Below are 21,494 nucleotides of genomic sequence, written 5' to 3' on the forward strand. Positions count from 1 at the left end.
GGGATCGTCGGCTGAGCGCCCCCGTCCTGCGACGCGCAGCTCAGGCCACGGTTGCCTGAGCCAGTACCTGGTCACCGGAGTCGCCGCCGTAGACGACGACGGATTGGCCGGCCGCCAGGCCTCGCAAAGGGTGGTGCAACTTGGCCCGCAGCGTTCCGGTCTCGACATCGACGGCAACGTCAGCGGGGAGGGGGCGTCCGTGGGCGCGCACCTGGATGGTCACGTCCTGCCAGCCGAGGTCGCCGTCGTTGAGAGGGAGGGGGGCGGCCAGGAGGATGAGGTTGTTGCCGTCGACGCTCTTGCGGCTGAGCAGTTCTTCGGGGCCGACGACGACTTCGTTGGTGGAGGGCCGGGTCTCGATGACGTAGCGGGGCCGTCCGTCGGGGGCCGGGCGGGTCAGGCCCAGGCCTTTGCGCTGGCCGACGGTGAAACCGAAGTAGCCCTGGTGGGTGCCGAGGACGTCGCCGTCGGGGGAGACCAGGGTGCCTTCGTGAACGCCGAGGCTGCGGGTGAGGAAGCCGCGGGTGTCGCCGTCGGCGACGAAGCAGATGTCGTAGGAGTCGGGCTTGGAGGCCACCGGGAGGCCGCGTCGCTCTGCTTCGGCGCGTACATCTGCCTTGGAGGGGGCGTCACCGAGTGGGAAGAGGGCGCGGGACAAGCCGTCGCGGCCGGAGACCGCCAGGACGTAGGACTGGTCTTTAGCTGCGTCGGCGGCGCGGCGCAGTGTTAGGCCGGTGGTCTCGCCTGGGCGACTGGAGGCGGCACCGCCGGTGAGGCGGGCGTAGTGGCCGGTGGCGACGGCATCGAATCCCAGGGCCAGGGCGCGCTCGAGCAGGGCGTCGAACTTGACGCGCTCGTTGCAGCGCACGCAGGGGTTGGGGGTGCGACCGGCGCGGTACTCGTCGAGGAAGTCGGCCACGACGCGCTCCTCGAACTCCTCGGACAGGTCCCACACGTAGAAGGGGATCCCCAGGATCTGGGCGGCCCAGCGGGCGTCGGCGGAGTCCTCGATGGAGCAGCAGCCGCGCGAGCCCGAACGGGTCTGGGCACGGTTGCGGGTCAGGGCCATGTGGACGCCCACGACCTCGTGACCGGCGTCGACGGCGCGCGCCGCGGCCACGGCGGAGTCGACTCCGCCGGACAGGGCGGCAAGGACGCGCACGAGGGTCTCCTTCAGGCAGGCGGGTAGCCGTTGCTACAGGCCGTGGCAGGCTACCGCAGGTTGACCGCGACGGGGCAACCGGAACAATCCAGGGGACCTCGTGGTGCCCGGCATAGATAGCGCTGAGGAAGGAGCTGTCATGCCTGATGAGTACTCCATCGGCGCCCATGGCCTCTCCCGGACCGTGCGCGATCAGCACCGATGCTCGGCGTTCTTCGTTTTCCGTCGGGGGAGTACAAGCGCGTTCTCAGCGTGGTGGGCGAGCATGCCGACGGCAGCGCCTGAGCATGTTCCAGCGGCGTCTGGACAACGGCATCATGCCGGTCGTCGTGCTCGACTCGACAAAGGGGTGGCAGTCCGTGTCAGTGTGCTCATGCCTCATCGTTCACGAAAGGAGCTGCGATGTCTGATACGTGGTTGGCCTTCTTGGTTATTTTCGCCATGCTGCTGGCGATCTGGCGGATAGCAGATGGTCGAGAGCGTCCGATGACGAAGAGCGAGCAGGAACGAATGTTCTTCCGGCAGACCTACAGCCTGTCGATCGATCGCATGCTCTCGGAGAGCCCGCTGGATCGTGCCGAGGTACGGAGTCTGCGTGACTCCGGGAGAAGAGACGGGCGTGTGCGAGCCATCAGGTACGTACGAGAATGGGACCCCGTTCCTCGGGAGATCGCCGCCCAGTTCGTCGATCGTGTGTGAGACCCGGATCCGCGAACAGTTAGTCGGCTGTATGGCGCCATTGCGCTGCTGTTGAGGACTGATCAACGGGCGGCGAACTCGTGGCCGGCGCGAATGAGGTCCCGGAGCCAGTCGCTCTGCGCGGTCTCCATCGTCTTGACGACGACGTGGTGGTTCCACCTGTTCGCACTGACCTGGTCGACGCGGTGGAAGTGCGGATCCTCCACGGGTCGGTCGAGCCTCACGTTCAGGAACAGGGTGCCGTCGCCCGTCTTCTCATAGGCCCAGACCCACAGGAACTTCCGGTTGACGGAGAAGCTCACCTGGGCCGTCAGGTGCTTTGTGACGGCGCCAAGAGACACGACGTAGGACTCGATCACCGCGTACATGGCGGCCGATGCCGGCTTGCCGCTGAAGTCGCCGATCATCTTGTTCGAGGCGGTTGGCATGCGGCTCTCCTCACCTTTCGTCGGACTGGAGGCTGCTACAAGTGTGTCCCTGCCGCCTTGTGCGTCACCTTCCAGGCTCGTCTGGCTCCCTCCAGGGCGGCGGGCAGGGCGGCGAGCAGGCGCTCGACGTCCTCGGGGCTCGTCTCCCGGCCAAGGGAGCAGCGCAGCGTGGAGCGGGCCGGCCCCTCCTGAAAGCCCATCGCCAGGAGCACGTGACTGGGCTGGGTGACCCCGGCGTGGCAGGCCGACCCCGCCGACGCATCAATCCCCGCCAGGTCCAGGGCCATGAGCAGCGCCTCGGAGTCGGCCTCCTCGAACCACAGGTGTGCCGTGGAGGCCACATGAGCGGCACCCTCCGGCAACGTGGCGTGAACGCCCGGAAGCGCCCCGGCACCCTCCAGAATCCGACGCCGCAGCACCGCCAGCCGGGCCTCCTGCTCCTCCCGCTCGGCGACCGCCAGCTCCACCGCCAGCGCCAGCGCCCGGGCCGCCACCACGTCCTGAGTGCCCGAGCGGATCCCCCGCTCCTGACGGCCCCCGCCCGTGGCCGGCGTCAACGCCAGGTCGCGGCGAACCACCAGGGCCCCCACGCCCACCGGCGCCCCCAGCTTGTGCCCCGTCAGGCTCATCGCATCCAGACCCCAGCCATGGAAGTCCACGGGAACCTTCCCCAGCGCCGCGACCGCGTCGGAGTGGACGGGCACGTACCCGGTCTCGCCGGGGCGCCCGGCGCCACTCGCCTCGCGCACGCGCGCCACCAGCGCCGCCATGTCCTGAACCACTCCGGTCTCATTGTTCGCCGTCATGACCGAGACCAGGGACGCGGGGGAGTGGCCTGTATCGGCTGCCGGCGCCACCGCCCGGGCCAGAGAGTCGAGCTCGACCCGCCCGGCGCTGTCGACCTCCAGCAGGCTCAGCCCCGCCCCCAGCTGGTCCACGGCGGTGCGCGCCGAGTCCAGAACCGCCGGGTGCTCGATCGGAGAGACCACCAGTCGCCCGCCCGGCACCGCTCGCGCCCGGCCCGAGACCATCAGGGCGTCGGCCTCCGTGCCGCCGGAGGTCAGCAGCACCTCGTGCGCATCCACGCCCAGAGCGCCCGCCAGGCGGGCACGCGCCTGTGCCAGCAGCGCCCCCACTCGCCGGCCCGCGGTGTGCTGCGCACTCGGATTCGCCCAGCCGCCGAGCCCACTGGCCAGGTCCTCGCCGACCTGCCGGGCGACCTCTGGGCGGACCGGGGAGGTGGCTGCGTGATCGAGATAGGTGCGCACACCCCCAGCCTAGACGGCAGCTCAGAAGAGCCGGACTTTGTCCACATGGGACGACTTTGAAACCGCTTTTCGCATGTGGAGCCGGCCCGTAACGCTCTGACCTGTACAGATGCCAATGGCGCTCGACCGGCTCGTCGCCAAAGCCGTCCCATAAGGACACGTTCCCGCCGGCCTCGCCTCGCACCCGCGTGCCTCCGAGCCCCAGGCCGCGTCGTGGACGTCGCAGAGGATGCCGAGTTCCATATTCATCTCCTATCGGTATGGGCGCGCCCATGTGCGCTTCGAAGCGGGGGGTGGGAGAGTGACCCCATGCGCACCGACCAGCTCGCCCTGTCCCGCTCCGCCACTGACCGCGACGCCGAGCGACGCAGTGAGCCCGGGCTGCTGGAGCGCCTCGCCGCCGACCCCGAGACCCGCCTGTTGCTGGTCGACGCCCGCGGCCGTGTCGCCTTGACCGGTCCGGCCATCCACCCCGACCTGCCCGACGACGGCCTCACCCCACCCAGCCTCATCGGCAGCCCCGGCGCCACCGCCTGGGAGGGCCCCGGCACCCGTAGCGGCTGGGGTCTGCCCGACCTGCGCGTCGGCTACCTCGGAGCCTCAGCCCCCACCTGCTGCCCCGACCTGACCGTCCTCTATATGGGCCGCGAGCTCGTCGACGACGCAGCCCCCGCCGGCCCGAGCTGGATCGCCGTCGTCGTGCCCCAGGCCCTCGAGGTGCCCGACGCCCCCGAGCCGCCCGCCACCGGCTCCGACGCCGAGGGCACCGCCGTCGACCACCCCGACCTGCGCCGCCTGCTGGAGCGCTACCCGCTCTCCGCCCTGCGAGCCATGGGCGCCCAGATGACGGCCCGCGACGCCGGCCTGGCCACCACGGCCACCGCCCTGGCCGCTTGGCACGCCCGCTCCGCCTACTGCCCGAGCTGCGGCGGACGCACCGAGATCATCGAGGCCGGTTGGGCCCGTCGGTGCAGCGACTGCGCCACCGTCCACTTCCCACGCACCGACCCGGCCGTCATCATGACGGTCACCGACACCTCCGACCGCCTCCTTCTTGTGCGCGGTGCCACCTGGGCTCCCCGGCGCTACTCGGTCGTGGCCGGCTTCGTCGAGGCCGGCGAGTCCGTCGAGGCCGCCGTGGCCCGAGAGGTGCGGGAGGAGACCGGGCTGCGCGTGGCCGAGGTCGAGTACGTCGTCTCTCAGCCCTGGCCCTTCCCGCGCTCCCTCATGCTCGGCTGTCGCGCCCGCCTGGCCCCCGGTGAGGACTGGCCCCGACCCGACGGCCAGGAGGTCGTCGAGGCCCGCCTCGTCTCCCGTGACGAGCTCACCGCGGCCGCCGACGACGGCAGCATCCTCCTGCCCGGCCCCACCTCCATCGCCCGACTCCTCATCGAGGACTGGTACGGCGGCCCCATCGTCAGCTGACCCCGCCCGGCGCGGGCCACCAGCCGTCGATTCCTGTCACCGCCCCGTGGCAGGCTGGTCCCGATGAGCCCGACCACCGCACGCCCCGCCCCGACCGGCACGCCCACGTCCGGTCCCGGCCGTCGCAGCGCCCCCCTGGATGCCGCCGGCCTCCTGGAGGCCCTCGACCCCGACCAGCGCGAGGTCGCCGAGCACCTCGAAGGACCCCTGTGCGTCCTTGCCGGCGCCGGCACCGGCAAGACCCGGGCCATCACCTATCGCATCGCCCACGGCGTGGCCACCGGCGCCTACCAGGCCACCCAGGTCCTGGCCGTCACCTTCACCGCCCGCGCCGCCGGCGAGATGCGCTCGCGCCTGGCCGACCTCGGCGTCCCCGGCGTCCAGGCCCGCACCTTCCACGCCGCCGCCCTGCGCCAGCTCACCTACTTCTGGCCCACCGCCATCGGTGGACGCCGCCCCGACATCCAGGCCCACAAAGCCCCCCTGGTCGGCGCCGCCGCCCGCCGCCTGGGCCTGCCCACCGATCGGGCCACCGTGCGGGACCTGGCCGCCGAGGTCGAGTGGGCCAAGGTCACCATGACCCTGCCCGAGGACTACACCCAGGCCGCCGTCGCCGCCGGCCGCACCGGCGTGGCCGGTCAGGAGGCGGCCACGGTCGCCCAGGTCCTGTCACTTTACGAGGAGGCCAAGAGCGAGCGCGGCGTCATCGACTTCGAGGACGTGCTCCTGCTGACCATCGGGATCCTCCTGGACCGCGAGGACGTCGCCGCCCAGGTGCGCGGCCAGTACAAGCACTTCGTCGTCGACGAGTACCAGGACGTCTCCCCGCTCCAGCAGCGCCTGCTGGACCTGTGGCTGGGGCGGCGCCGCCAGCTGTGCGTCGTCGGGGACGTCTCCCAGACCATCTACTCCTTCACCGGCGCCACACCCGCGTTCCTCACCGGCTTCACCACCCGCTACGAGGGCGCGCGCACCGTGCGCCTGAGTCGCGACTACCGCTCCACCCCGCAGGTCGTCTCCTTGGCCAACCAGGTCCTCTCCCGCTCGCGGCGCGGAGGTGGCGGTCTGCACCTGCCCGCCGGCGCCGTCGAGCTGGTCGCCCAGCGTCCCAGCGGCCCCGCCGTGCGCTTCGAGACCTACGACGACGACATCGCCGAGGCCGAGGGCGCCGTCGCCCAGGTGCGCCGTCTGCAGGCCGCCGGGGTCCCCCTGAGCGAGATCGCGATCCTGTACCGCACCAACTCCCAGTCCGAGGTCTTCGAACAGGCCCTGGCAGGTGCCCAGATCGGCTACCTCGTGCGCGGCGGTGAGCGCTTCTTCGAGCGTGAGGAGGTCAAACGCGCCATGGCCGTCGTCCTCGGGGCGGCCCGTACCGAGAAGGCCTCCCTGACCGGCGACCTCAGCCTGGACGCGCGCACCGTCCTGTCCCGTGAGGGCTGGAGCGAGGAGCCTCCCGCACCCCGCGGAGCCGTGCGCGAGCGGTGGGACGCCCTCAACGCCCTGGTGGCCCTGGCCGATGAGATGGCCCAGACCCGCGGCGCCGACCTCGACGCCTTCCACACCGAGCTGCGTGAGCGCGCAGACGCCCAGAACGCCCCCACCGTCGAGGGAGTCACCCTCTCCTCCCTGCACGCCGCCAAGGGCCTGGAGTGGGACGCCGTCATCCTCGCCGGCGCCTGCGAGGGGCTGCTGCCGATCTCCCTGGCCGAGGGACAGGCCGCCATCGAGGAGGAGCGGCGTCTGCTCTACGTCGGCGTCACCCGCGCACGCGAGCACCTCATCATCTCCTACGCGCGCGCACGCAACGCCGGAGGGCGGGCCGCACGCAAGCCCTCCCGCTTCCTGGACGGCCTGTGGCCCACCGGCCACGGCACCCGAGACGCCTCCCGGCGCCAGGGCCGCCAGAGCGCCAAAGAACGCTCCCGGCAGTCCGCCGCCGACTTCGAGGCCAGTAACGACCCCCGCACCATCGCCCTGTTCGAGGAGCTGCGGGCCTGGCGCTCAGGCGTGGCCAAGGAGCGCTCCAAGCCCGCCTACACGGTCTTCGCCGACGCCACCCTGCGGGACATCGCCGTCGTCAAGCCCACCACCCTGCCCCAGCTCTCCCTCATCCGTGGTGTGGGTGCCACCAAGCTGCAGGAGTACGGCGGGCCGGTCCTCGCCCTCCTGCGCGACTTCGAGGCCGAGAACTGAGCGGCGGAGGACACTCCTGTCCGACGGCGTTCACAGCTGTGAGCACAGGCACTCGGGGTGACGCTCCCAGGTCCTCTGCCGTCCCAGGGGCTCCTGACCGGTGACCTCCACCGAGTGCGTGGACCACCACGCGGCCGAGTCCCCGTTCTTCTCCCCGTCCGGTTCGGCGCCGTCCTTGGCGTCGTTGACGTCGGCGGCCTGTCCCACCAGCGTGTCGATGACGGCCCGAGCCGTTGACGCCGCGGCCTCGTGCAGGACCAGGTGCTCGACCTCCGGCATGGGCAGGGTGCGCATCTGCGTGGCCAGCGCCGGCCAGCACGGGTCGGCGTCCCTCTCCCACAGATCCAAGCAGGTCGAGCACGGGCCGCCACCGCCCAGGACCGGGCCGACGCGCACCCCCGCCTCTCCGACGACGACCGGGAGGTGAACCACGTCCTCCTGAGCGAGCCTGCGCGCAAGCAGCGGCTCGACCACATGCGGATCCACCGTCACCATGACATCGGGACGGGTGCGCAACGGTGCACGCGTCCTCAGAGCCGGGAAACGTGCCGACAGGAGTGGAGCCAGGCCCCCGTCCTGCGGGGAGCAGGTGGACAGGATCGTGCCCACCCCGGCCTCTGCCAACCACAGAGCAGCCTCCTGAGCCAGAGTGCTCACGCCGTGAAACGCCAGGACGGCCTGCGACAGAACCGCGCCGCGGCCCTTGGCGTCAACGCCCAGCCGGTCCCAGTAGACGCCGTCGACCCCGCCGAGCTCGCTGGTCGCCGAGGCCACCAGCGCCCCCTGACGTCTCAGGTCCTCGACGATCTGACGTGCCCGCGCCACCGGTACGCGACTGCGCCGGGCGGCGCGGTAGACACCTGCGCTCTCCAGGTTGCGCGCGAACTCATCGAGCAGGCGCTGCTCGGCCAGACTCAGGTCACTGACGATGGTGCGTCGCCCGGGACTCGTTCCGATCTGGCTGACGCCCTGCTGACGCCACAGGATGGCGCACCCTCCACGTACACGCATCGTGCCTCCTCACAGGTCTCCTGGCACCCGAGGGGGCGCTGGGAGCTCGATGTCCTGACGAGTGCGTCAGGGTCTGTGGTGACAGTGGCACGGGGCGGAGCCGAGCCGCCAGAGGCAGTTGTCGGGCTGTGGATAACTACTCCCGGCTGAGCGCCGGTCCTGCGGGAGTCACTGGGTCGAGCAGGTGGCCAGGCCGGAGGTGTCGCCCGAGGCGATCGCCTTGGTGGCGGTGACGGCCTCGTGCAGCGTACCGACGGCGAAGACCTTCATGCCCTCGGGCTCATGGCCCTTGACCTCGTCGCAGTTGCTCGTCGGGGCGAGGAAGAACGTGGAGCCCGCCTTGCGGGCACCCGCCATCTTCTGCCGGATACCGCCGATGGGGCCGACCTGACCACTGATGTCGATCGTCCCGGTTCCGGAGATGTCCTTGCCCCCGGTCAGGGCCCCTGGAGTGATCTCGTCAACGACTCCCAGGGCGAACATCATGCCGGCACTGGGGCCGCCGACGTCGGACAGGCCGAAAGTGGCCTCCACCTTACTGTCGATCGAGATCTTCAGGCTCAGCCCCAGGAGGGAACCTGTCGTCCCCTCCTGCGGGGCGATCGTTGTGAGTGCTGCGCTCGCCTTCTGATCGCCACGGCGCACACCGAGCGTCACCCGTGTCCCCTCGGGGATCGTGGTCATCAGCTCACGCAGCTGGGAGAAGGAGGCGAGGGTCGTCGTCTGACCGCCCTCAGGGGTCATGGTCTCCAGGACGTCCCCGGCCTTGACCTCGGTCGAGGTCTGCTGCTCGGTCACCTCAGTGACGGTCAGGTGCATGGCGCCGGCCTTGCCGGTCTCAACGAGCGCGGCGATGACGGCGGCATCCTGTGAGGCGGTCATCTGGGCCTTACCGGTCTCCTCGACCTGCTCGGCGCTCTGATCCTGAGGACACACCTCGTTGCGCTCCACGATCCGCTTGTCCGCCGAGAACCAGGCGGCGATGAGGTCGGCGGTGGTCACCGGGTAGCCGGGGCAGCCCGACACCGAGACCGTCGTCATCCGCAGGGCGCCCTCGGTCGGGTAGGTCTCGGTTCCTGAGACCTTCAGGACGTCCTGGCTCGACGACGAGCCGTTGTCCAGCACGTTCCAGGTCGGGCCGGGGGCCTCGATGACCACGTTGATCGGCACCGTGAAGACGGCGCCGATGAGGGCCGCGGCCAGGATGACCGCTCCGGCGGCCACGGAGCGCCGCAGCCTGCGCTGACGCCGGTCCTGCGGGGAGAGCTGCGCGTGCGGGGTGTCAGCGTGCCCGGCCTGGTTGCGCCGGTCGCCCTCATGCTCCCGCACCGGCTGGGCATCGTCCGGTGCGTCTGAGTTCGCAGCGTCGCTGGTGTCGTACTTGTCTGGGTGCGTCACGCGCTCATCATGCGTCATCTTCCTGGGGAAGACGGACAGTTATCGACACGAACTTGGCACGAAGTCGACACAATGTTGGCACGGAGAAGACCTGAGCCCCACCGAGGCGGTGCGGGCACGCCGTCGGCGAACGGGACATGGCCCCTGCACAGGAATGGGTGCGACCATAAGGCCGTTAGAGACAGTGTCCTGACGGTCCAGACGATGTCCCAGGACGACCCGGCGAGAGGAAACCCCGTGAGCGAGGACGCCTTCGACGAGCTCGAGAAGATGCTCGCATCACTGTTCGGCGAGCAGATGGCCTCCGACGCCGTCAGCGCCCTGCGCTCATCCGGGGTGGATCCCAGCTCCATCGCCCAGATGCCGGGGGTGGGGGACGTCTCCCAGCTCAGTCCCGCCCAGCTGCTGGCCATGCGCGCCCAGTTCCAGCAGATGTTCTCCGCCTCCACCGCCGAGCCGGTCAACTGGCAGATGGGGCAGGAGCTGGCCCTTCAGCAGGCGCGCGGCACCGGTGATCCCACGGTGACCGCCGCGATCGCCGACTCCACGCGCCAGGCCCTTCAAGTGGCCGACCTGTGGCTCGACACTGCCACCGAGTTCATGCCCGCCCCCGGGCAGCGGGAGGCCTGGAGCCGCAGCACCTGGGTCGAGCGCACACTGCCGGTGTGGAAGGACGTGTGCGCCCCCGTGGCTGAGGCCGTCACCGCCGCCCTGGCCCGCACCCTGGAGAAGCAGATTCAGGACATGCCGGCCGAGATGGAGCAGGCCGCCCAGCAGATGGGCGCGCTCGGATCCATCATGCGCACCATGGCCGGCACAGCCTTCGGCCTCCAGATCGGCCAGGCCATCGGTGAGCTCGCCAAGGAGGCGCTGGGAGCCACGGACACCGGCCTGCCCTTGACCCGTGAACCCGGCACGGCACTGGTTCCCGCCAACGTGGCCGCCTTCGCCGAGGGACTGGAGGTCGATGAGGACGAGGCCCGCATGTTCCTGGCGGTCAGAGAGGCAGCCTCCGCCCGCCTCTACGCCCATGTGCCGTGGCTGCGTGGGCAGGTGCTTCAGGCAGTGGTCGCCTACGCCCGCGAGATCCGCATCGACACCGACACCCTGGAGTCCGCCGTTGCCCAGGTGGATCCCAACGATCCTGACGCCCTGCGCGAGGCCCTCGAGAGCGGGCTGTTCGCGCCCCAGGAGACGGAGGCCCAGCGTGAGGCCCTCGAGGACCTGGAGACACTCCTGGCACTCGTCGAGGGCTGGGTCGAGGTGGTCACCGCCCGCGCAGCCGCACCGCACCTGCCCCACCTCATGGCGCTGGCCGAGATGATGCGCCGGCGCCGTGCCCAGGGCGGCGCCGCCGAGCAGGTCTTCGCCCGCCTCATCGGGCTGACCTTCCGGCCCCGCCGGGCCCGGGAGGCCGCCGAGCTGTGGTCCCATTTGGGCGCCCAGGCCGGTGATGCCGAGCGCGACGCCTTCTGGAACCACCCCGACGTCATGCCCACGGCCTCCGAGCTCGCCAACCCCAAGGACTTCCTCACCATGCGGCGCATGGCCCAGGACATCGACGCCGAGATCGACGCCGACCTGGCCTCCCTGCTGGACGGGACCCTCGGGTATGCCGAGGGCGCCAAGGAGGCGGATGAGAACAGCCCCGAGGGACTCGGGGACCGCATCTCCACCTCCGCAGATGATGCCGCCTCCCGGGAGCCCGGCCAGTCAGCCGATCCCGCCTCTGACGGCGCCGGTGACAGCGACTGGCCTGATGAGCCCGATGAGCAGGACCCGACCGGCACGGACCAGGCCTGAGACAGACAGGGCCACGCGGCGACGCGACCGGCGTCGGGCGCTCGCCCGACGCTGACCCGCTACAGGAGGGTTGCGGCCAGGGCCTCGACCAGGCCGGGAACCAGGCGCTCGCCCTGGTAGACCGAGGCGTCGTCGTCGTGACTGCGTGAGCGCAACGCGCACCAGGACTCCCCGCCGCGCAGGACTCCTACCACCATGCGGATGTCCTCGCGGTCCGGGTGCTCCTGGAGGAAGGTGAGTCGCTCGGCGGCATCGGTGATGGCCTCGGCCTCCTCCTGGGCCGCCGGCGGCAGAACCAGCCGTTCGACGCTGATCGCGGCGCCGTGGACGGAGTCGGGCCAGGCGAGCTGGGCCAGCAGGTGCTCCAGGTCCGCGGCGGGTGGCAGTCCCTCCTGCTCCACCACCATGAGCAGCTCGGGGTTCGTGCGGGCCTCCTCCACGGTGGCGGTGTCCAGGAGGCCGGCCACGTCCGGGTCGGTCTCAAGGGCCTCGGCGGTACGCACCAGCGCGAAGACGCGCACCGGCTGATCCCAGCCGTGGACCGCCACATGGGTCTCCGTCTCGGTCACCGCACGGGCGAGGGCCCGCACCGCGGAGGAGACGGATCGGGCCGCCCCCGGGGTGGTCGCATCGTCATGCATCTTGTCAGTCACGCCGTCATCGTCTCACTGGTGGTGCCGGCTCCTCCAATGAGGCGGCTTCGTCGGCGAGGCCATCGCGGCGACCCCGCCCGAGGCGTTCTTTCATCCTGGAGAAGGTTATGGCCGTGTCAGGGGTGTGTGGGACGATGGCCCGAGCGGCCCCTCCGGCCGACGACGCCGCGTTTCACCGTGTGCGAGGCGGCGCCACCACGCACGTCAGACAGGGAGCAGGATCGTGAGCACCAGGCCCGACGACGAGTCCCGGGACTCAGCCTCCGAGGAGTCCTCGAGCAAATCCGCCGGCTCGTCCCAGCAGGGGAAGCCTGACAACAGGACCGGACTGTTCAGTCTTGGACGCATGGGCGGGGGCGGGCCCCGTCCTCCCCGCGCGCCGCGCAGCAGGACAGGCGGTGGCCGTCCCGGCCCATTGGCCCTGACCATCTCGATCATCGTGGCCATTGCCGTCGTCATCGGCATCATGTCGCAGGTGTGGACCGAGGTCCTCTGGTTCAGTCAGATCGGGTACGCCCGCGTGCTGTGGACGCAGTGGATCGCCCTCATCGTCCTCTTCCTCGTGGGATTCGCCATCATGTTCGGGGCCGTCTTCGTCTCGATGACCACGGCCTACCGGGCCCGGGAGATCGGGATGCCCGACGACGAGGCCACGCGCAACCTCGAGGCCTACCGCACCGTCATCGAACCCGTGCGACGCCGCCTGACCTGGGCGGTGCCCGCGGTGCTGGCCCTGTTCGGGTCGGCCTGGGAGCTGGCCCCCAGCTGGCGAGAGATTCTTCTGGCCTTCAACTCCCAGTCCTTCGGTGTCAAGGACCCCCAGTTCGGGATCGACATCTCCTTCTACGTCTTCATCCTGCCCGCGGTTCTGACGCTCGTGTCCTTCCTGGCCGGCGTCGTCCTGTTCTCCGGGGTGGCCTCCATCGTCGTTCACTACCTGTACGGCGGTATCTCCGTGGCGCGCAAGCCCCACTTCACCAAGGCCGCCCGCATTCACCTGGCGGTCTTCCTGGCGCTGTACGCCGTCATCCGGGCCGTGGGCTACTGGTTGGGTCGTTACAGCGCGCTGTACGCCTCTAACTCCAAGTTCGACGGCGCCAACTACACCGACGTCAACGCGGTCATCCCCGCCAACGCGATCCTCGCGGCGATCGGACTGGCCGTGGCCGTCCTCTTCGTCGCCTCGGTGCGCTCCAGCTCCTGGCGCCTGCCGATCATCGGTGTGGCCGTCATGATCGTCTCCTCCCTGGTGGTGGGGACCGCCTACCCGCTGGTCATCCAGAAGTTCGTCGTCGACCCCAACGCCCAGCGCCAGGAGGCCGAGTACATCCAGCGCAACATCAATGCCACCAAGGCCGCCTACGGCCTGGAGAACGTGGAGACCACCAACTACGACGCCACGACCAAGACGGCGGCCGGCCAGCTGGAGAAGGACGCCGAGTCCACCACCTCGATCCGGCTCCTGGACCCCGGACTCATCTCCCCGACCTTCCAGCAGGTCCAGCAGAACAAGCAGTACTACTCCTTCGCTAACCGGCTCAACGTGGACCGCTACAAGGTGGGCTCCACCAGCCGGGACACGGTCATCGCAGTGCGCGAGCTGAACCTGTCCGGTCTCGGTGAGAAGCAGCAGACCTGGGTCAACGAGCACACCGTCTACACCCACGGCTACGGCGTCGTGAACGCCTACGGCAACACGGTGGCCACCCGCGGCTACCCCTCCTTCTGGGAGGGGGGCATCCCGTCCAAGGGGGACCTGGGCGAGTACGAGCCCCGGATCTACTTCGGTCAGTCCTCACCGTCCTACTCCATCGTGGGCGGCAAGGACAACGGCTCACCGCGCGAGCTGGACTACCCCGACGACGAGTCCAAGACCGGGCAGGTCAACACCACCTTCGCCGGCAACGGCGGGCCGAGCGTGTCCAACCCGTTCAACCGTCTGCTCTACGCCGCCAAGTTCCGGGAGGCCAACATCCTCTTCTCCCAGGAGGTGCGCGAGGGCTCCCAGATCCTCTACGACCGGGACCCGGCCAAGCGCGTCTCCAAGGTGGCCCCCTGGCTGACCCTGGACAACAGCCCCTACCCGGCCGTCGTCGATCATGATGACAACCCGGCCACTCCCAAGCGGGTGATGTGGATCCTCGATGGTTACACCACGACGAACAACTACCCGTACTCCCAGCACGAGTCCTTGGCCAGGGCGACGGCGACCGCAGACAACAAGGGCGGGCTTCTCAGGGCTCCGGAGGAGTCCAACTACGTGCGCAACTCCGTCAAGGCAGTCGTCGACGCCTACGACGGGTCGGTCAAGCTCTACCAGTGGGATGACAAGGACCCGATCCTCAAGGCCTGGCAGAAGGTCTTCCCCGGGACGGTCACGCCCATGAACGAGATGAGCGCCGATCTCATCGCCCACATGCGTTACCCCGAGGACCTGTTCAACGTCCAGCGCACCATGATGGCGACCTATCACGTCAACGACGCTGCGGAGTTCTACTCCGGTGGAGACTTCTGGAAGATCCCGGACGACCCGACCACGCCCGGCCAGGACCAGCAGGCCCCCTACTACCTGACCCTCAAGATGCCTGGGCAGGAACAGGCGAGCTTCTCCCTGTCCAGCGCCTACATCATCGGAGGAAACACCAACCGCAACGTGCTCACCGGCTTCCTCGCCGTGGACTCCGAGACCTCTCCTGGCACCGGGAAGAAGGGACAACGCAGTCCGAACTACGGCAAGCTGAGACTTCTGGAGCTTCCACGGTCCTCGAACGTGGCCGGGCCCGGGCAGGTGCAGAACATCTTCGACTCCAACCCGGAGATCTCCAAGGAGCTGAACCTCCTCTCCCAGGAGGGCTCCCAGGTCATCAAGGGCAACCTGCTGACGCTGCCCGTGGGAGGCGGCCTGCTCTATGTTCAGCCGGTCTACGTCCAGTCCTCTGCGAACACGCAGTATCCGCTGCTGCGCAAGGTACTGGTCTCCTTCGGTGACAACGTCGGATTCGCCGACACCCTCTCAGGGGCGCTCGACCAGGTCTTCGGCGGTAACTCCGGGGCGACCACGGGCCAGGAGACCATCGACGGCGATGCCGCTGCGGCCAATGACACCAATGAGACGACCGACGGCAAGGATCCGACGGCTGATGGCGGGGCCAAGGCCTCGCCGACACCGAGCGCCGCGCCCACGGCCTCGGCGAGCGCACCGCCGTCTGCCTCCGCCAACCCGTCGGCCTCCGGATCCTCGGATCCGAAGACGGAGCTCAACCAGGCGCTGTCCGACGCTCAGACCGCGATGACCGACGCGGACACAGCCAGGAGCAAGGGCGACTGGTCGGCATACGGTGATGCGCAGAAGCGCCTCAACGATGCCGTCCAACGGGCCGTTGCGGCCCAGCAGAAGCTGGGCTGAGCCCTCTCGGCCGTCACGGAGGGCGTGCCCTGCGACCCGCCTCACCAGGCGGTGAGCAAGGGCACGCCCTCGCCATTTGCCTCGAGGGTGGGGTGACCCCTAAGGTTGGTGACACCGACGCGGGGTGGAGCAGTTCGGTAGCTCGCCGGGCTCATAACCCGGAGGTCGCAGGTTCGAATCCTGTCCCCGCTACCACTCCAGAAGGCCTCGGTCCCATCAGGGACCGAGGCCTTCTGGAGTTATCGGCGTGAACGTGGTGCTTTAGATGGCGTGTCGTGGGGTTAGTGGGGGGCGGCGTGAATGGAGAGGACATGCTGCTGGACGGGTGGACAGCGGAGTGCTATTGTTACGGATTAATGGCCGGTTGGTATGGAGAGGGTGCGGCGCCTCTTCTAGGTGGGATTCCGCAGCTATCCAAGGTCATTTTGTGATGCTTCGGTTCCTTTGAGGAGGTGAAATACGTGAACAATGTCATCGACTTCGCGGCGATCGAGATCTCCGATCTCGTCGAGGATGCGGTTGAGGACGGTGAACTGCCTTCCCAGGTGATGGCCGCTTCCACCACGGCCTGCGGTTGCGCCTGCAGCTCCTGCAGCTCGACCTGCTCCTAGTAGCACATCAGATGGGGTCGTGCCTGAGATCGATCTGGGCACGACCCCATCTTTGTCTGAAGGTGTTGATGTTCATGAAGTGGGCGCTTGAGGTGCGGCTGCCGGGTTCGGCTCCGCAGCAACGTGCCGCTCTCCTGGAGGTCTGGGAATCTGCGGATGCCGCACTGGGGGACCGGTCTGCCTGGTTCGTCAGCCGCCAACCGGATGCAGACGCGGCTGGCCGCGTGAGCCGGATCTGCTGCGTGGAGCCCCCGAGCGACTCGATCACGACCCAGTTGCTTGAGGAACTTGGAGCCAGAGGGCTCCAATCAGGCGCAGTGAATCAGCAACCACAGGGAATTCTGCAGAGCGCTGGCTTCACCGGCTCCGCGTTTGGGACGCGCGTCGATCGGCTGTTCAGCGACGCCCGACCGGTGCTCCTGGGCCTTGCCCGTGACATAGCCGGCGCCAGCCCTGAGGAACGCTACGTCATACACGCCGGGCTCTTGGTGGCCCACGCGTCGGCTGCGGCGGAGAACAGCGAGCTGCTGGAGCACTCTTTACTCTCTCGGAAACGCGCCGTCGAGTTGCGACTCTTCAGCTTGCAATCGCACCTTCAAGGTCTCCTGGCAGCGGTCGCTGATCACAAGCGGGTGCTCGTTTCGTTCAAGACGGCCTACGAGCTGATCAGCGACGCTATCAAGGGTTTGGTGATGGATGCGTTATCCGGGCTGGTGTCGCGCCAGGGCTGGTTCGCGCTGGAGACGGCTCATCTCCCAGCGGTTCGACGGGAATTCGCCGCCGGGGATATCAAGGTTGCGACTGCGGGATTCGAGGGCCTCGACATGCCTGGATCGGAGCCGGTCCTGCCTTCGCAGCGCTTTGCCTCCGCCGACGAGTATCGCGACGCGCTGCGGTACTTCCTGCACCAGACCGCAGATTTCCAGGCCTTCCGGCTGCTGTCGAGCGCGGCTTATCAGGTGAGTTTCGATATCGGGCTCTCCATCCAAGAGCGGTACTTCCTGTGCTACGCGGTCTCTCGTGCCGCCCAAGATGTCACGGGGGTGACACTCGTGGAGGCATTGGACCGGGTACGAGAAGTAGCAATCGCCAGTCGAGAGGCTGACTGCCTCGTCCGCCTACCGGAGTCGCTGCCGCTCCGGCGTGAGTGCTGAGACTCACGCCATTCACATGATCAGACGGGGGACATGAACCGATGAACGCAACAGATCTCGGGAGACGCCCAGATCCCTACGCGATGCTGCTCCACGCCGGGGCCTTCGGTGCGGCCGTGGCCAACACCATGACCGACCTTCCTACCGCGCGGATTCTCGAACTCACGTCCGACGCGACGCCCCCGGAAGCCATCGCTTCGGCGAGCGTCGTCGTACTGGTAGCTCCGCAGACCTATCACCGGCAGCGGATGGAACTGTGCCGATGGCTTCGTGACGCGTCGAGACCGTTCGGCCACATCGAACTGTTCGCGTCGCACCTCAGAATCGGACCGACGGACACTCCCGGGCAAGCGTGCTACGGCTGCCTGGCCACCAAGACCATGCGGCACGGCGAGCCCGATGCTGTCTCATGGGACGCCGGCGCGACCCCCGAGGGCTACGCCCAGGCGCACGTTGCCATGGCCGCTGGGTTCACCCGGCAGTTGTTTGCCGACCCCGATGCCTTCGTCGGCAGGCTAGTCGATTACGACTTCCAGTTTGGAGTCTTCCGTCCTGTCGGTCTCCTGCGCGAGGACAACTGCCCGATCTGCAGTCTGCGGCCCGTCTCGGACCACCCGGAGGAGAACTAATGGCAGAGATGCTTGCCGCCGCATTCGGCTCGGCGAATCGCAACGACCTGCAGATCGTTGTCCCGGCGCGTCCCTTGGTTCGACGCGGCATCCGGGTGAGGCCCGTCAGCGAGGGAGCCGTTGTGGACGGCGCCCTGGTCACCCGGAAGTTCCGCGGCGATTTTGCCAAGAACCAGCTTCCGCTGATGATGGACCTGCTTGATGGCGCCCATTCCCACGAGGAGATCGCGACCGCGCTCGGGCTCACGCAGAAGCAGACCTACAGTGCGCTCGCCCTGCTGTGGACGTCTGGCGTGATCGAGGACGCCGAATATGACACGGGGGCGACCGCCCCCGACACCCTCTCCAATTACCTCTCCCGCATGGCCGACGCCACGGCTAACGAAGCCCACTGGACCAGGTCGTTGGACCGGTTGCAGTCGGTGCGGATCGCGTTGCAGGGCGGGGCGGCCGCTGACGACGTCGCCCGTATCCTCGCGGCCGATGGCGTCGAGGTCTGCCCGCCCGATCAGGTGCGCGCTCAGTCTTCCGACCTCGTCGTCCACGTCTGCACCGACTCCGAAGACCCTCAGCTCCTGATGGCTGCCGATGCGGCGTGGGAGAGTTCTACTCGCCTTCTCCCGGTGCTGCTGCAGGGGGCCGTCCTGAGCGTCGGACCGCTCGTCGACCGGAACTTCAGTGCCTGTCTGCGCTGCGCCATCAACCATGACGCCGTCAACCCTGCCGCCAGCAGCGTTGAGCCTAGCGTCATCGCGGCGGGCGTGATCGCGCGTGAGGTGATGGCGATCAGCGCGGGAATCGGCAGCTCTGCCCTTCCTCTCGATCGTACGCGGATCGATTTGGCCACCTTTCAGACGCGCTTCCTGCCGGCCGTCACCCGCCCGGGCTGCCACTGGTGCTCGGTGGCCGATCAGGAGGTCGACGGATCCCGCTATCGCGCGGCGCAGTATGAGGCCGCGGTCGCAGCACCGCCGCGGGAGTTCCTGGCCGTCAAAGGGCACCAGGCCCACTACCAGCAGAAGAACATCGATCTTCAGACGCAGTTCAAGATCTGGCCCGACGCGGAACGGATCCCGCTCCCAGAGATCTCACCCGGCGATCTCCAGGCCGAGGCGCGTCGCGGGGCGGCGACTGGGGATTGTGCGATCGATGTCGATGCCCTCGCCTGCCTGCTTCAAGGAGCCGTGGGCCTTCAGGAGCCGCTGACCGGTCAAGGCAAGACCAGGCGCTGGACAGCCATGGGCGGCAACATCGGCGCCGTCACCGCGTATACGAGCGTTCACGCCGTCGCGAACCTCGACGACGGTTGGTACGTTTACGACAGTTTGACCCACGCGCTGATCCGCACCGGTGATCTTGGCCCAGCCGGACACGAACAGCCCTCCGTCGCGCTGTACCTGATCGGCGATGTCGACAAGGTGGCGCGCAAGTACGGTGCGTTTGCCCTCCGCGTCGTCCTGCAGGACGCGGCCTGCGCTCTAGTGACGGCCGGGCACGTGCTGTCGGCCCTCGGCCTGGGCTGGACACCGCTCCTGAGCTGGCCCGAAGAGGCGATCCGCAACGAGATCGGACTGACTGGTACACGAGAGATGGTCTGCTCGGCACTCGCACTTAGAAGGGAACGCGCATGAGGTCCGACTTCACCTACATGGATGAGCTGATCACCTCGCTCCGCAAGGTGCCCGATCAACCCATCACAACGACCGTCACCCCGCTGCGGGCAGCGGCGCCGACCCCGTTCGCGCCCACCGGGAACGCCGATCCGCTCGCCGAAGGGGTGCCGCTGGGACAGTGTCTGCGCCAGCGCCGCTCGTCGCTGGTCTATGAGCAGGAGCCCCTTGACGTGCTCCCGTTGCTCGATTTCTGCCGCGCTGCGATGCAGGCCGAGCGAGAGACATGGCATGACGAGGCCTCTGCTCCCACCGAGTCCGTCTTCGTGCTGCTCAAGAGTCGGGACGTCGAACCGGGGCTGTACTCCGTCACCGCCGATTCGATCGGGCGAATCGGGGACCTACCCGACGCCCCGCCCGACACGTATCTGGGCATCCAGCGCGAGTTTGCAACCGGCACTGGCGTCCTGAGCGTGTGCGGCGACCTCGTCCGGGTACAGCACGCATGGGGCGATCACGGTTATCGGCTGCTGATGACGCGGGCCAGTGCGCTGGTCTACGACTTCTACTTGCACTGTGTCGCCATCGGACTGGGTGGGACCGTGTTCGCAGGCTTCAACACTGCCTCCGCACGAGGCATCCTCGACGCGGACTGCATCGCCCGGCACCATCTCTTCGCGGCCACGTTCGCTCGCCCGGTCCCACTGTCATGGTGATGGCCATCATGGACGGCTTCGCTAGTAAGCTCGCCAGCTTGGCGCCGGCGGCGCGACTGGTGTCTGAGCTGGGGCTGGTGTCCGACGTCGTGGAGCTGACGGGAGAAGACACCCGTGGAAACCCGTACCACGTGTGTGTTGCGAACTTGGGCTCGGTGTCGCGCGCGGTGACCGGCGATGGGGAATGGCAGCACCAGGAGGAACGGGGCAACATCAACGGCGTCGGCGTCCACGAGGATGTCCGCATCGCCCGGCTCCTGGCCGTCACTGAGGCGCTGGAACGTTACGCGCTGTGCACGTGGAATTCGGAACGGCTCGTGGTCGCGCCTGAGAGCGAACTCCCGTCGGAAGACGTCCTGTCCCCGTCGCGGTGGAGCGTGTCGTCGCCGGAGGAGATGACTCGTTCCGGTTCGGGGCTGCGGCCGTATGACCCCTCCCTCCCGATCCGGTGGGTGCGCGGCTTCTCATTGACCGATGGGCGTGAACAATTGGTTCCCGCGGCGGCGGTCTACATGCATATGCGGCCCATCTCGGACTCGGAGCGGTTCACGTTCGCAGCGACGACTGGGACCTCCGCGCACAGTGACCTGCGTCAGGCGGTGATCGGGGCGATCCTCGAGGTGTCGGAGCGGGAGTCGATTGCTCTCACGTGGCTTCACCAGCTCCCCCTGGCCGAAATCCATTCGGAACTTGTTCCTGCGATCGCTCCAGGCGGTCGGGTCACCCGCTGCTTCGACGCGACGACCGACCTCGGCATCCCCACCGTCTACGCAGTCCAGGTGAGTGAGACCGACGAGTCGCTCGCCCAGATCGTCGCCGCCTCGAGCGCACTCACGTGGGAAAGCGCCCTGCACAAGGTGGGGCGTGAACTGCTGTCGCTCCGAATCGCACTCCGATCGGCTGGACCGCTCAACGAGGCACCGACGCTCGGTCAGGTCAGCGTGACCGGCGGGGCTCGGTGGCTGGGACGACGCTCTATGCGCTGTGAGTTCGATTTCCTGCTGCGCTCTCAGACGCCGCCCCAGTCGCCGACGTCGATCCCGACCGGCTTATCCGTCAACCCCCTACCGCACCTGCTGGCCATGCTGAAGAACAAGGGCATGGATGCGGTTGCCGTGGACGTCACACCCGACGAGGGCTGGGGGATCGGATTCCGAGTCGTCAAGGTCGTCGTTCCCCAAGCGATCCCCGTGTCGTTCGTGCCGGGGGAGCGGTCGACGAACTGCCCCCGGCTTTATGAGGTGCCCGCACGGATGGGCTTTGCGGCGCGCCGGCCGAGTGAGCTCAATCCGTTGCCGCAGCCGTTCGCGTGAGGAAAGGAAACCAGT

Annotated in this window: 17 protein-coding genes and 1 tRNA gene; 12 read left to right on the forward strand and 6 right to left on the reverse strand. The window is 68.5% G+C overall.

Translation table 11 applies throughout. The features are described from left to right. Positions 1-40 precede the first annotated feature (40 nt). Positions 41-1,162 (reverse strand): tRNA 2-thiouridine(34) synthase MnmA, encoded by a 1,122-nt coding sequence (mnmA, locus tag RIV12_RS03885; protein ID WP_309322260.1) that lies wholly within the window; start codon positions 1,160-1,162, stop codon positions 41-43. A gap of 402 nt (positions 1,163-1,564) precedes the next feature. Here mnmA and RIV12_RS03890 point away from each other — a divergent pair, with 402 nt between their 5' ends. Then, positions 1,565-1,861, forward strand: a complete 297-nt coding sequence (locus RIV12_RS03890; RefSeq protein WP_309322262.1) for a hypothetical protein — start codon at positions 1,565-1,567, stop codon at positions 1,859-1,861. Between the two features lie 62 nt (positions 1,862-1,923). Here RIV12_RS03890 and RIV12_RS03895 read toward each other — a convergent pair whose 3' ends face one another. Both RIV12_RS03895 and RIV12_RS03900 read right to left on the reverse strand, forming a co-directional pair. After that, on the reverse strand, positions 1,924-2,289 hold the full coding sequence (locus RIV12_RS03895) for a DUF5655 domain-containing protein (protein ID WP_309322264.1): 366 nt from the start codon (positions 2,287-2,289) through the stop codon (positions 1,924-1,926). Between the two features lie 35 nt (positions 2,290-2,324). Continuing rightward, a complete protein-coding gene (locus RIV12_RS03900) occupies positions 2,325-3,557 on the reverse strand; it encodes a cysteine desulfurase family protein (RefSeq protein WP_309322266.1) in 1,233 nt (410 codons plus the stop codon). A 309-nt stretch (positions 3,558-3,866) separates the two neighbouring features. Here RIV12_RS03900 and nudC point away from each other — a divergent pair, with 309 nt between their 5' ends. Further along, complete coding sequence (gene nudC / locus RIV12_RS03905; RefSeq protein ID WP_309322268.1) at positions 3,867-4,982, forward strand: NAD(+) diphosphatase; 1,116 nt, start codon at positions 3,867-3,869, stop codon at positions 4,980-4,982. 63 nt (positions 4,983-5,045) lie between these two features. Beyond that, positions 5,046-7,175 carry an ATP-dependent helicase gene (locus RIV12_RS03910; RefSeq protein ID WP_309322271.1) on the forward strand — a complete coding sequence of 710 codons (2,130 nt, stop codon included), beginning with the start codon at positions 5,046-5,048 and terminating at the stop codon, positions 7,173-7,175. 30 nt (positions 7,176-7,205) lie between these two features. Here the strand turns inward: RIV12_RS03910 and RIV12_RS03915 are convergent, their stop codons facing one another. Continuing rightward, on the reverse strand, positions 7,206-8,186 hold the full coding sequence (locus RIV12_RS03915) for a hypothetical protein (protein WP_309322273.1): 981 nt from the start codon (positions 8,184-8,186) through the stop codon (positions 7,206-7,208). Between the two features lie 168 nt (positions 8,187-8,354). Continuing rightward, positions 8,355-9,602 (reverse strand): YlbL family protein, encoded by a 1,248-nt coding sequence (locus RIV12_RS03920; protein WP_309322275.1) that lies wholly within the window; start codon positions 9,600-9,602, stop codon positions 8,355-8,357. Between the two features lie 219 nt (positions 9,603-9,821). Between RIV12_RS03920 and RIV12_RS03925 the strand changes: the two genes are divergently transcribed. Continuing rightward, complete coding sequence (locus RIV12_RS03925; protein ID WP_309322277.1) at positions 9,822-11,387, forward strand: zinc-dependent metalloprotease; 1,566 nt, start codon at positions 9,822-9,824, stop codon at positions 11,385-11,387. A gap of 59 nt (positions 11,388-11,446) precedes the next feature. Here RIV12_RS03925 and RIV12_RS03930 read toward each other — a convergent pair whose 3' ends face one another. Continuing rightward, a complete protein-coding gene (locus RIV12_RS03930) occupies positions 11,447-12,028 on the reverse strand; it encodes a PPA1309 family protein (RefSeq protein WP_309322471.1) in 582 nt (193 codons plus the stop codon). 235 nt (positions 12,029-12,263) lie between these two features. Between RIV12_RS03930 and RIV12_RS03935 the strand changes: the two genes are divergently transcribed. The 8 genes from RIV12_RS03935 to RIV12_RS03970 all read left to right on the forward strand — a co-directional run bounded on the left by RIV12_RS03935 (position 12,264) and on the right by RIV12_RS03970 (position 21,479). Continuing rightward, positions 12,264-15,446, forward strand: a complete 3,183-nt coding sequence (locus tag RIV12_RS03935; protein WP_309322279.1) for a UPF0182 family membrane protein — start codon at positions 12,264-12,266, stop codon at positions 15,444-15,446. 118 nt (positions 15,447-15,564) lie between these two features. Next, positions 15,565-15,641, forward strand: a tRNA-Met gene (locus tag RIV12_RS03940). A gap of 266 nt (positions 15,642-15,907) precedes the next feature. Further along, positions 15,908-16,057 carry a thiocillin/thiostrepton family thiazolyl peptide gene (locus RIV12_RS03945; RefSeq protein WP_309322281.1) on the forward strand — a complete coding sequence of 50 codons (150 nt, stop codon included), beginning with the start codon at positions 15,908-15,910 and terminating at the stop codon, positions 16,055-16,057. 74 nt (positions 16,058-16,131) lie between these two features. Further along, the gene (locus RIV12_RS03950) at positions 16,132-17,211 is read left to right on the forward strand and encodes a hypothetical protein (protein ID WP_309322283.1); all 1,080 of its coding nucleotides are present in this window, start codon (positions 16,132-16,134) and stop codon (positions 17,209-17,211) included. A 116-nt stretch (positions 17,212-17,327) separates the two neighbouring features. Then, entirely contained in the window at positions 17,328-17,840 is a 513-nt protein-coding gene (locus RIV12_RS03955; RefSeq protein ID WP_151306501.1) for a hypothetical protein, read from the forward strand. Beyond that, positions 17,840-19,471, forward strand: coding sequence for a nitroreductase family protein (locus RIV12_RS03960; protein WP_309322285.1), 1,632 nt, complete (start codon positions 17,840-17,842; stop codon positions 19,469-19,471). Before RIV12_RS03955 ends, RIV12_RS03960 begins: the two co-directional genes overlap by 1 nt. Then, positions 19,468-20,166 carry a nitroreductase family protein gene (locus RIV12_RS03965; RefSeq protein WP_252862713.1) on the forward strand — a complete coding sequence of 233 codons (699 nt, stop codon included), beginning with the start codon at positions 19,468-19,470 and terminating at the stop codon, positions 20,164-20,166. The genes RIV12_RS03960 and RIV12_RS03965 overlap by 4 nt, the downstream gene beginning before the upstream one ends. After that, entirely contained in the window at positions 20,166-21,479 is a 1,314-nt protein-coding gene (locus RIV12_RS03970) for a YcaO-like family protein (RefSeq protein ID WP_252862715.1), read from the forward strand. Before RIV12_RS03965 ends, RIV12_RS03970 begins: the two co-directional genes overlap by 1 nt. The last annotated feature ends 15 nt before the right edge of the window (positions 21,480-21,494 follow it).

This window comes from Actinomyces stomatis, assembly GCF_031292835.1.
Classification (GTDB): domain Bacteria; phylum Actinomycetota; class Actinomycetes; order Actinomycetales; family Actinomycetaceae; genus Actinomyces; species Actinomyces stomatis.

What these genes read in the sequence shown, in the direction of transcription:
- RIV12_RS03890 (WP_309322262.1), top strand. Translation starts at nt 1,565, where the DNA reads ATGTCTGATACGTGGTTGGCCTTCTTGGTTATTTTCGCCATGCTGCTG.
- RIV12_RS03895 (WP_309322264.1), bottom strand. Translation starts at nt 2,289, where the DNA reads ATGCCAACCGCCTCGAACAAGATGATCGGCGACTTCAGCGGCAAGCCG.
- nudC (WP_309322268.1), top strand. Translation starts at nt 3,867, where the DNA reads ATGCGCACCGACCAGCTCGCCCTGTCCCGCTCCGCCACTGACCGCGAC.
- RIV12_RS03910 (WP_309322271.1), top strand. Translation starts at nt 5,046, where the DNA reads ATGAGCCCGACCACCGCACGCCCCGCCCCGACCGGCACGCCCACGTCC.
- RIV12_RS03915 (WP_309322273.1), bottom strand. Translation starts at nt 8,186, where the DNA reads ATGCGTGTACGTGGAGGGTGCGCCATCCTGTGGCGTCAGCAGGGCGTC.
- RIV12_RS03920 (WP_309322275.1), bottom strand. Translation starts at nt 9,602, where the DNA reads ATGACGCATGATGAGCGCGTGACGCACCCAGACAAGTACGACACCAGC.
- RIV12_RS03930 (WP_309322471.1), bottom strand. Translation starts at nt 12,028, where the DNA reads ATGCATGACGATGCGACCACCCCGGGGGCGGCCCGATCCGTCTCCTCC.
- RIV12_RS03950 (WP_309322283.1), top strand. Translation starts at nt 16,132, where the DNA reads ATGAAGTGGGCGCTTGAGGTGCGGCTGCCGGGTTCGGCTCCGCAGCAA.
- RIV12_RS03960 (WP_309322285.1), top strand. Translation starts at nt 17,840, where the DNA reads ATGGCAGAGATGCTTGCCGCCGCATTCGGCTCGGCGAATCGCAACGAC.
- RIV12_RS03965 (WP_252862713.1), top strand. Translation starts at nt 19,468, where the DNA reads ATGAGGTCCGACTTCACCTACATGGATGAGCTGATCACCTCGCTCCGC.
- RIV12_RS03970 (WP_252862715.1), top strand. Translation starts at nt 20,166, where the DNA reads ATGGCCATCATGGACGGCTTCGCTAGTAAGCTCGCCAGCTTGGCGCCG.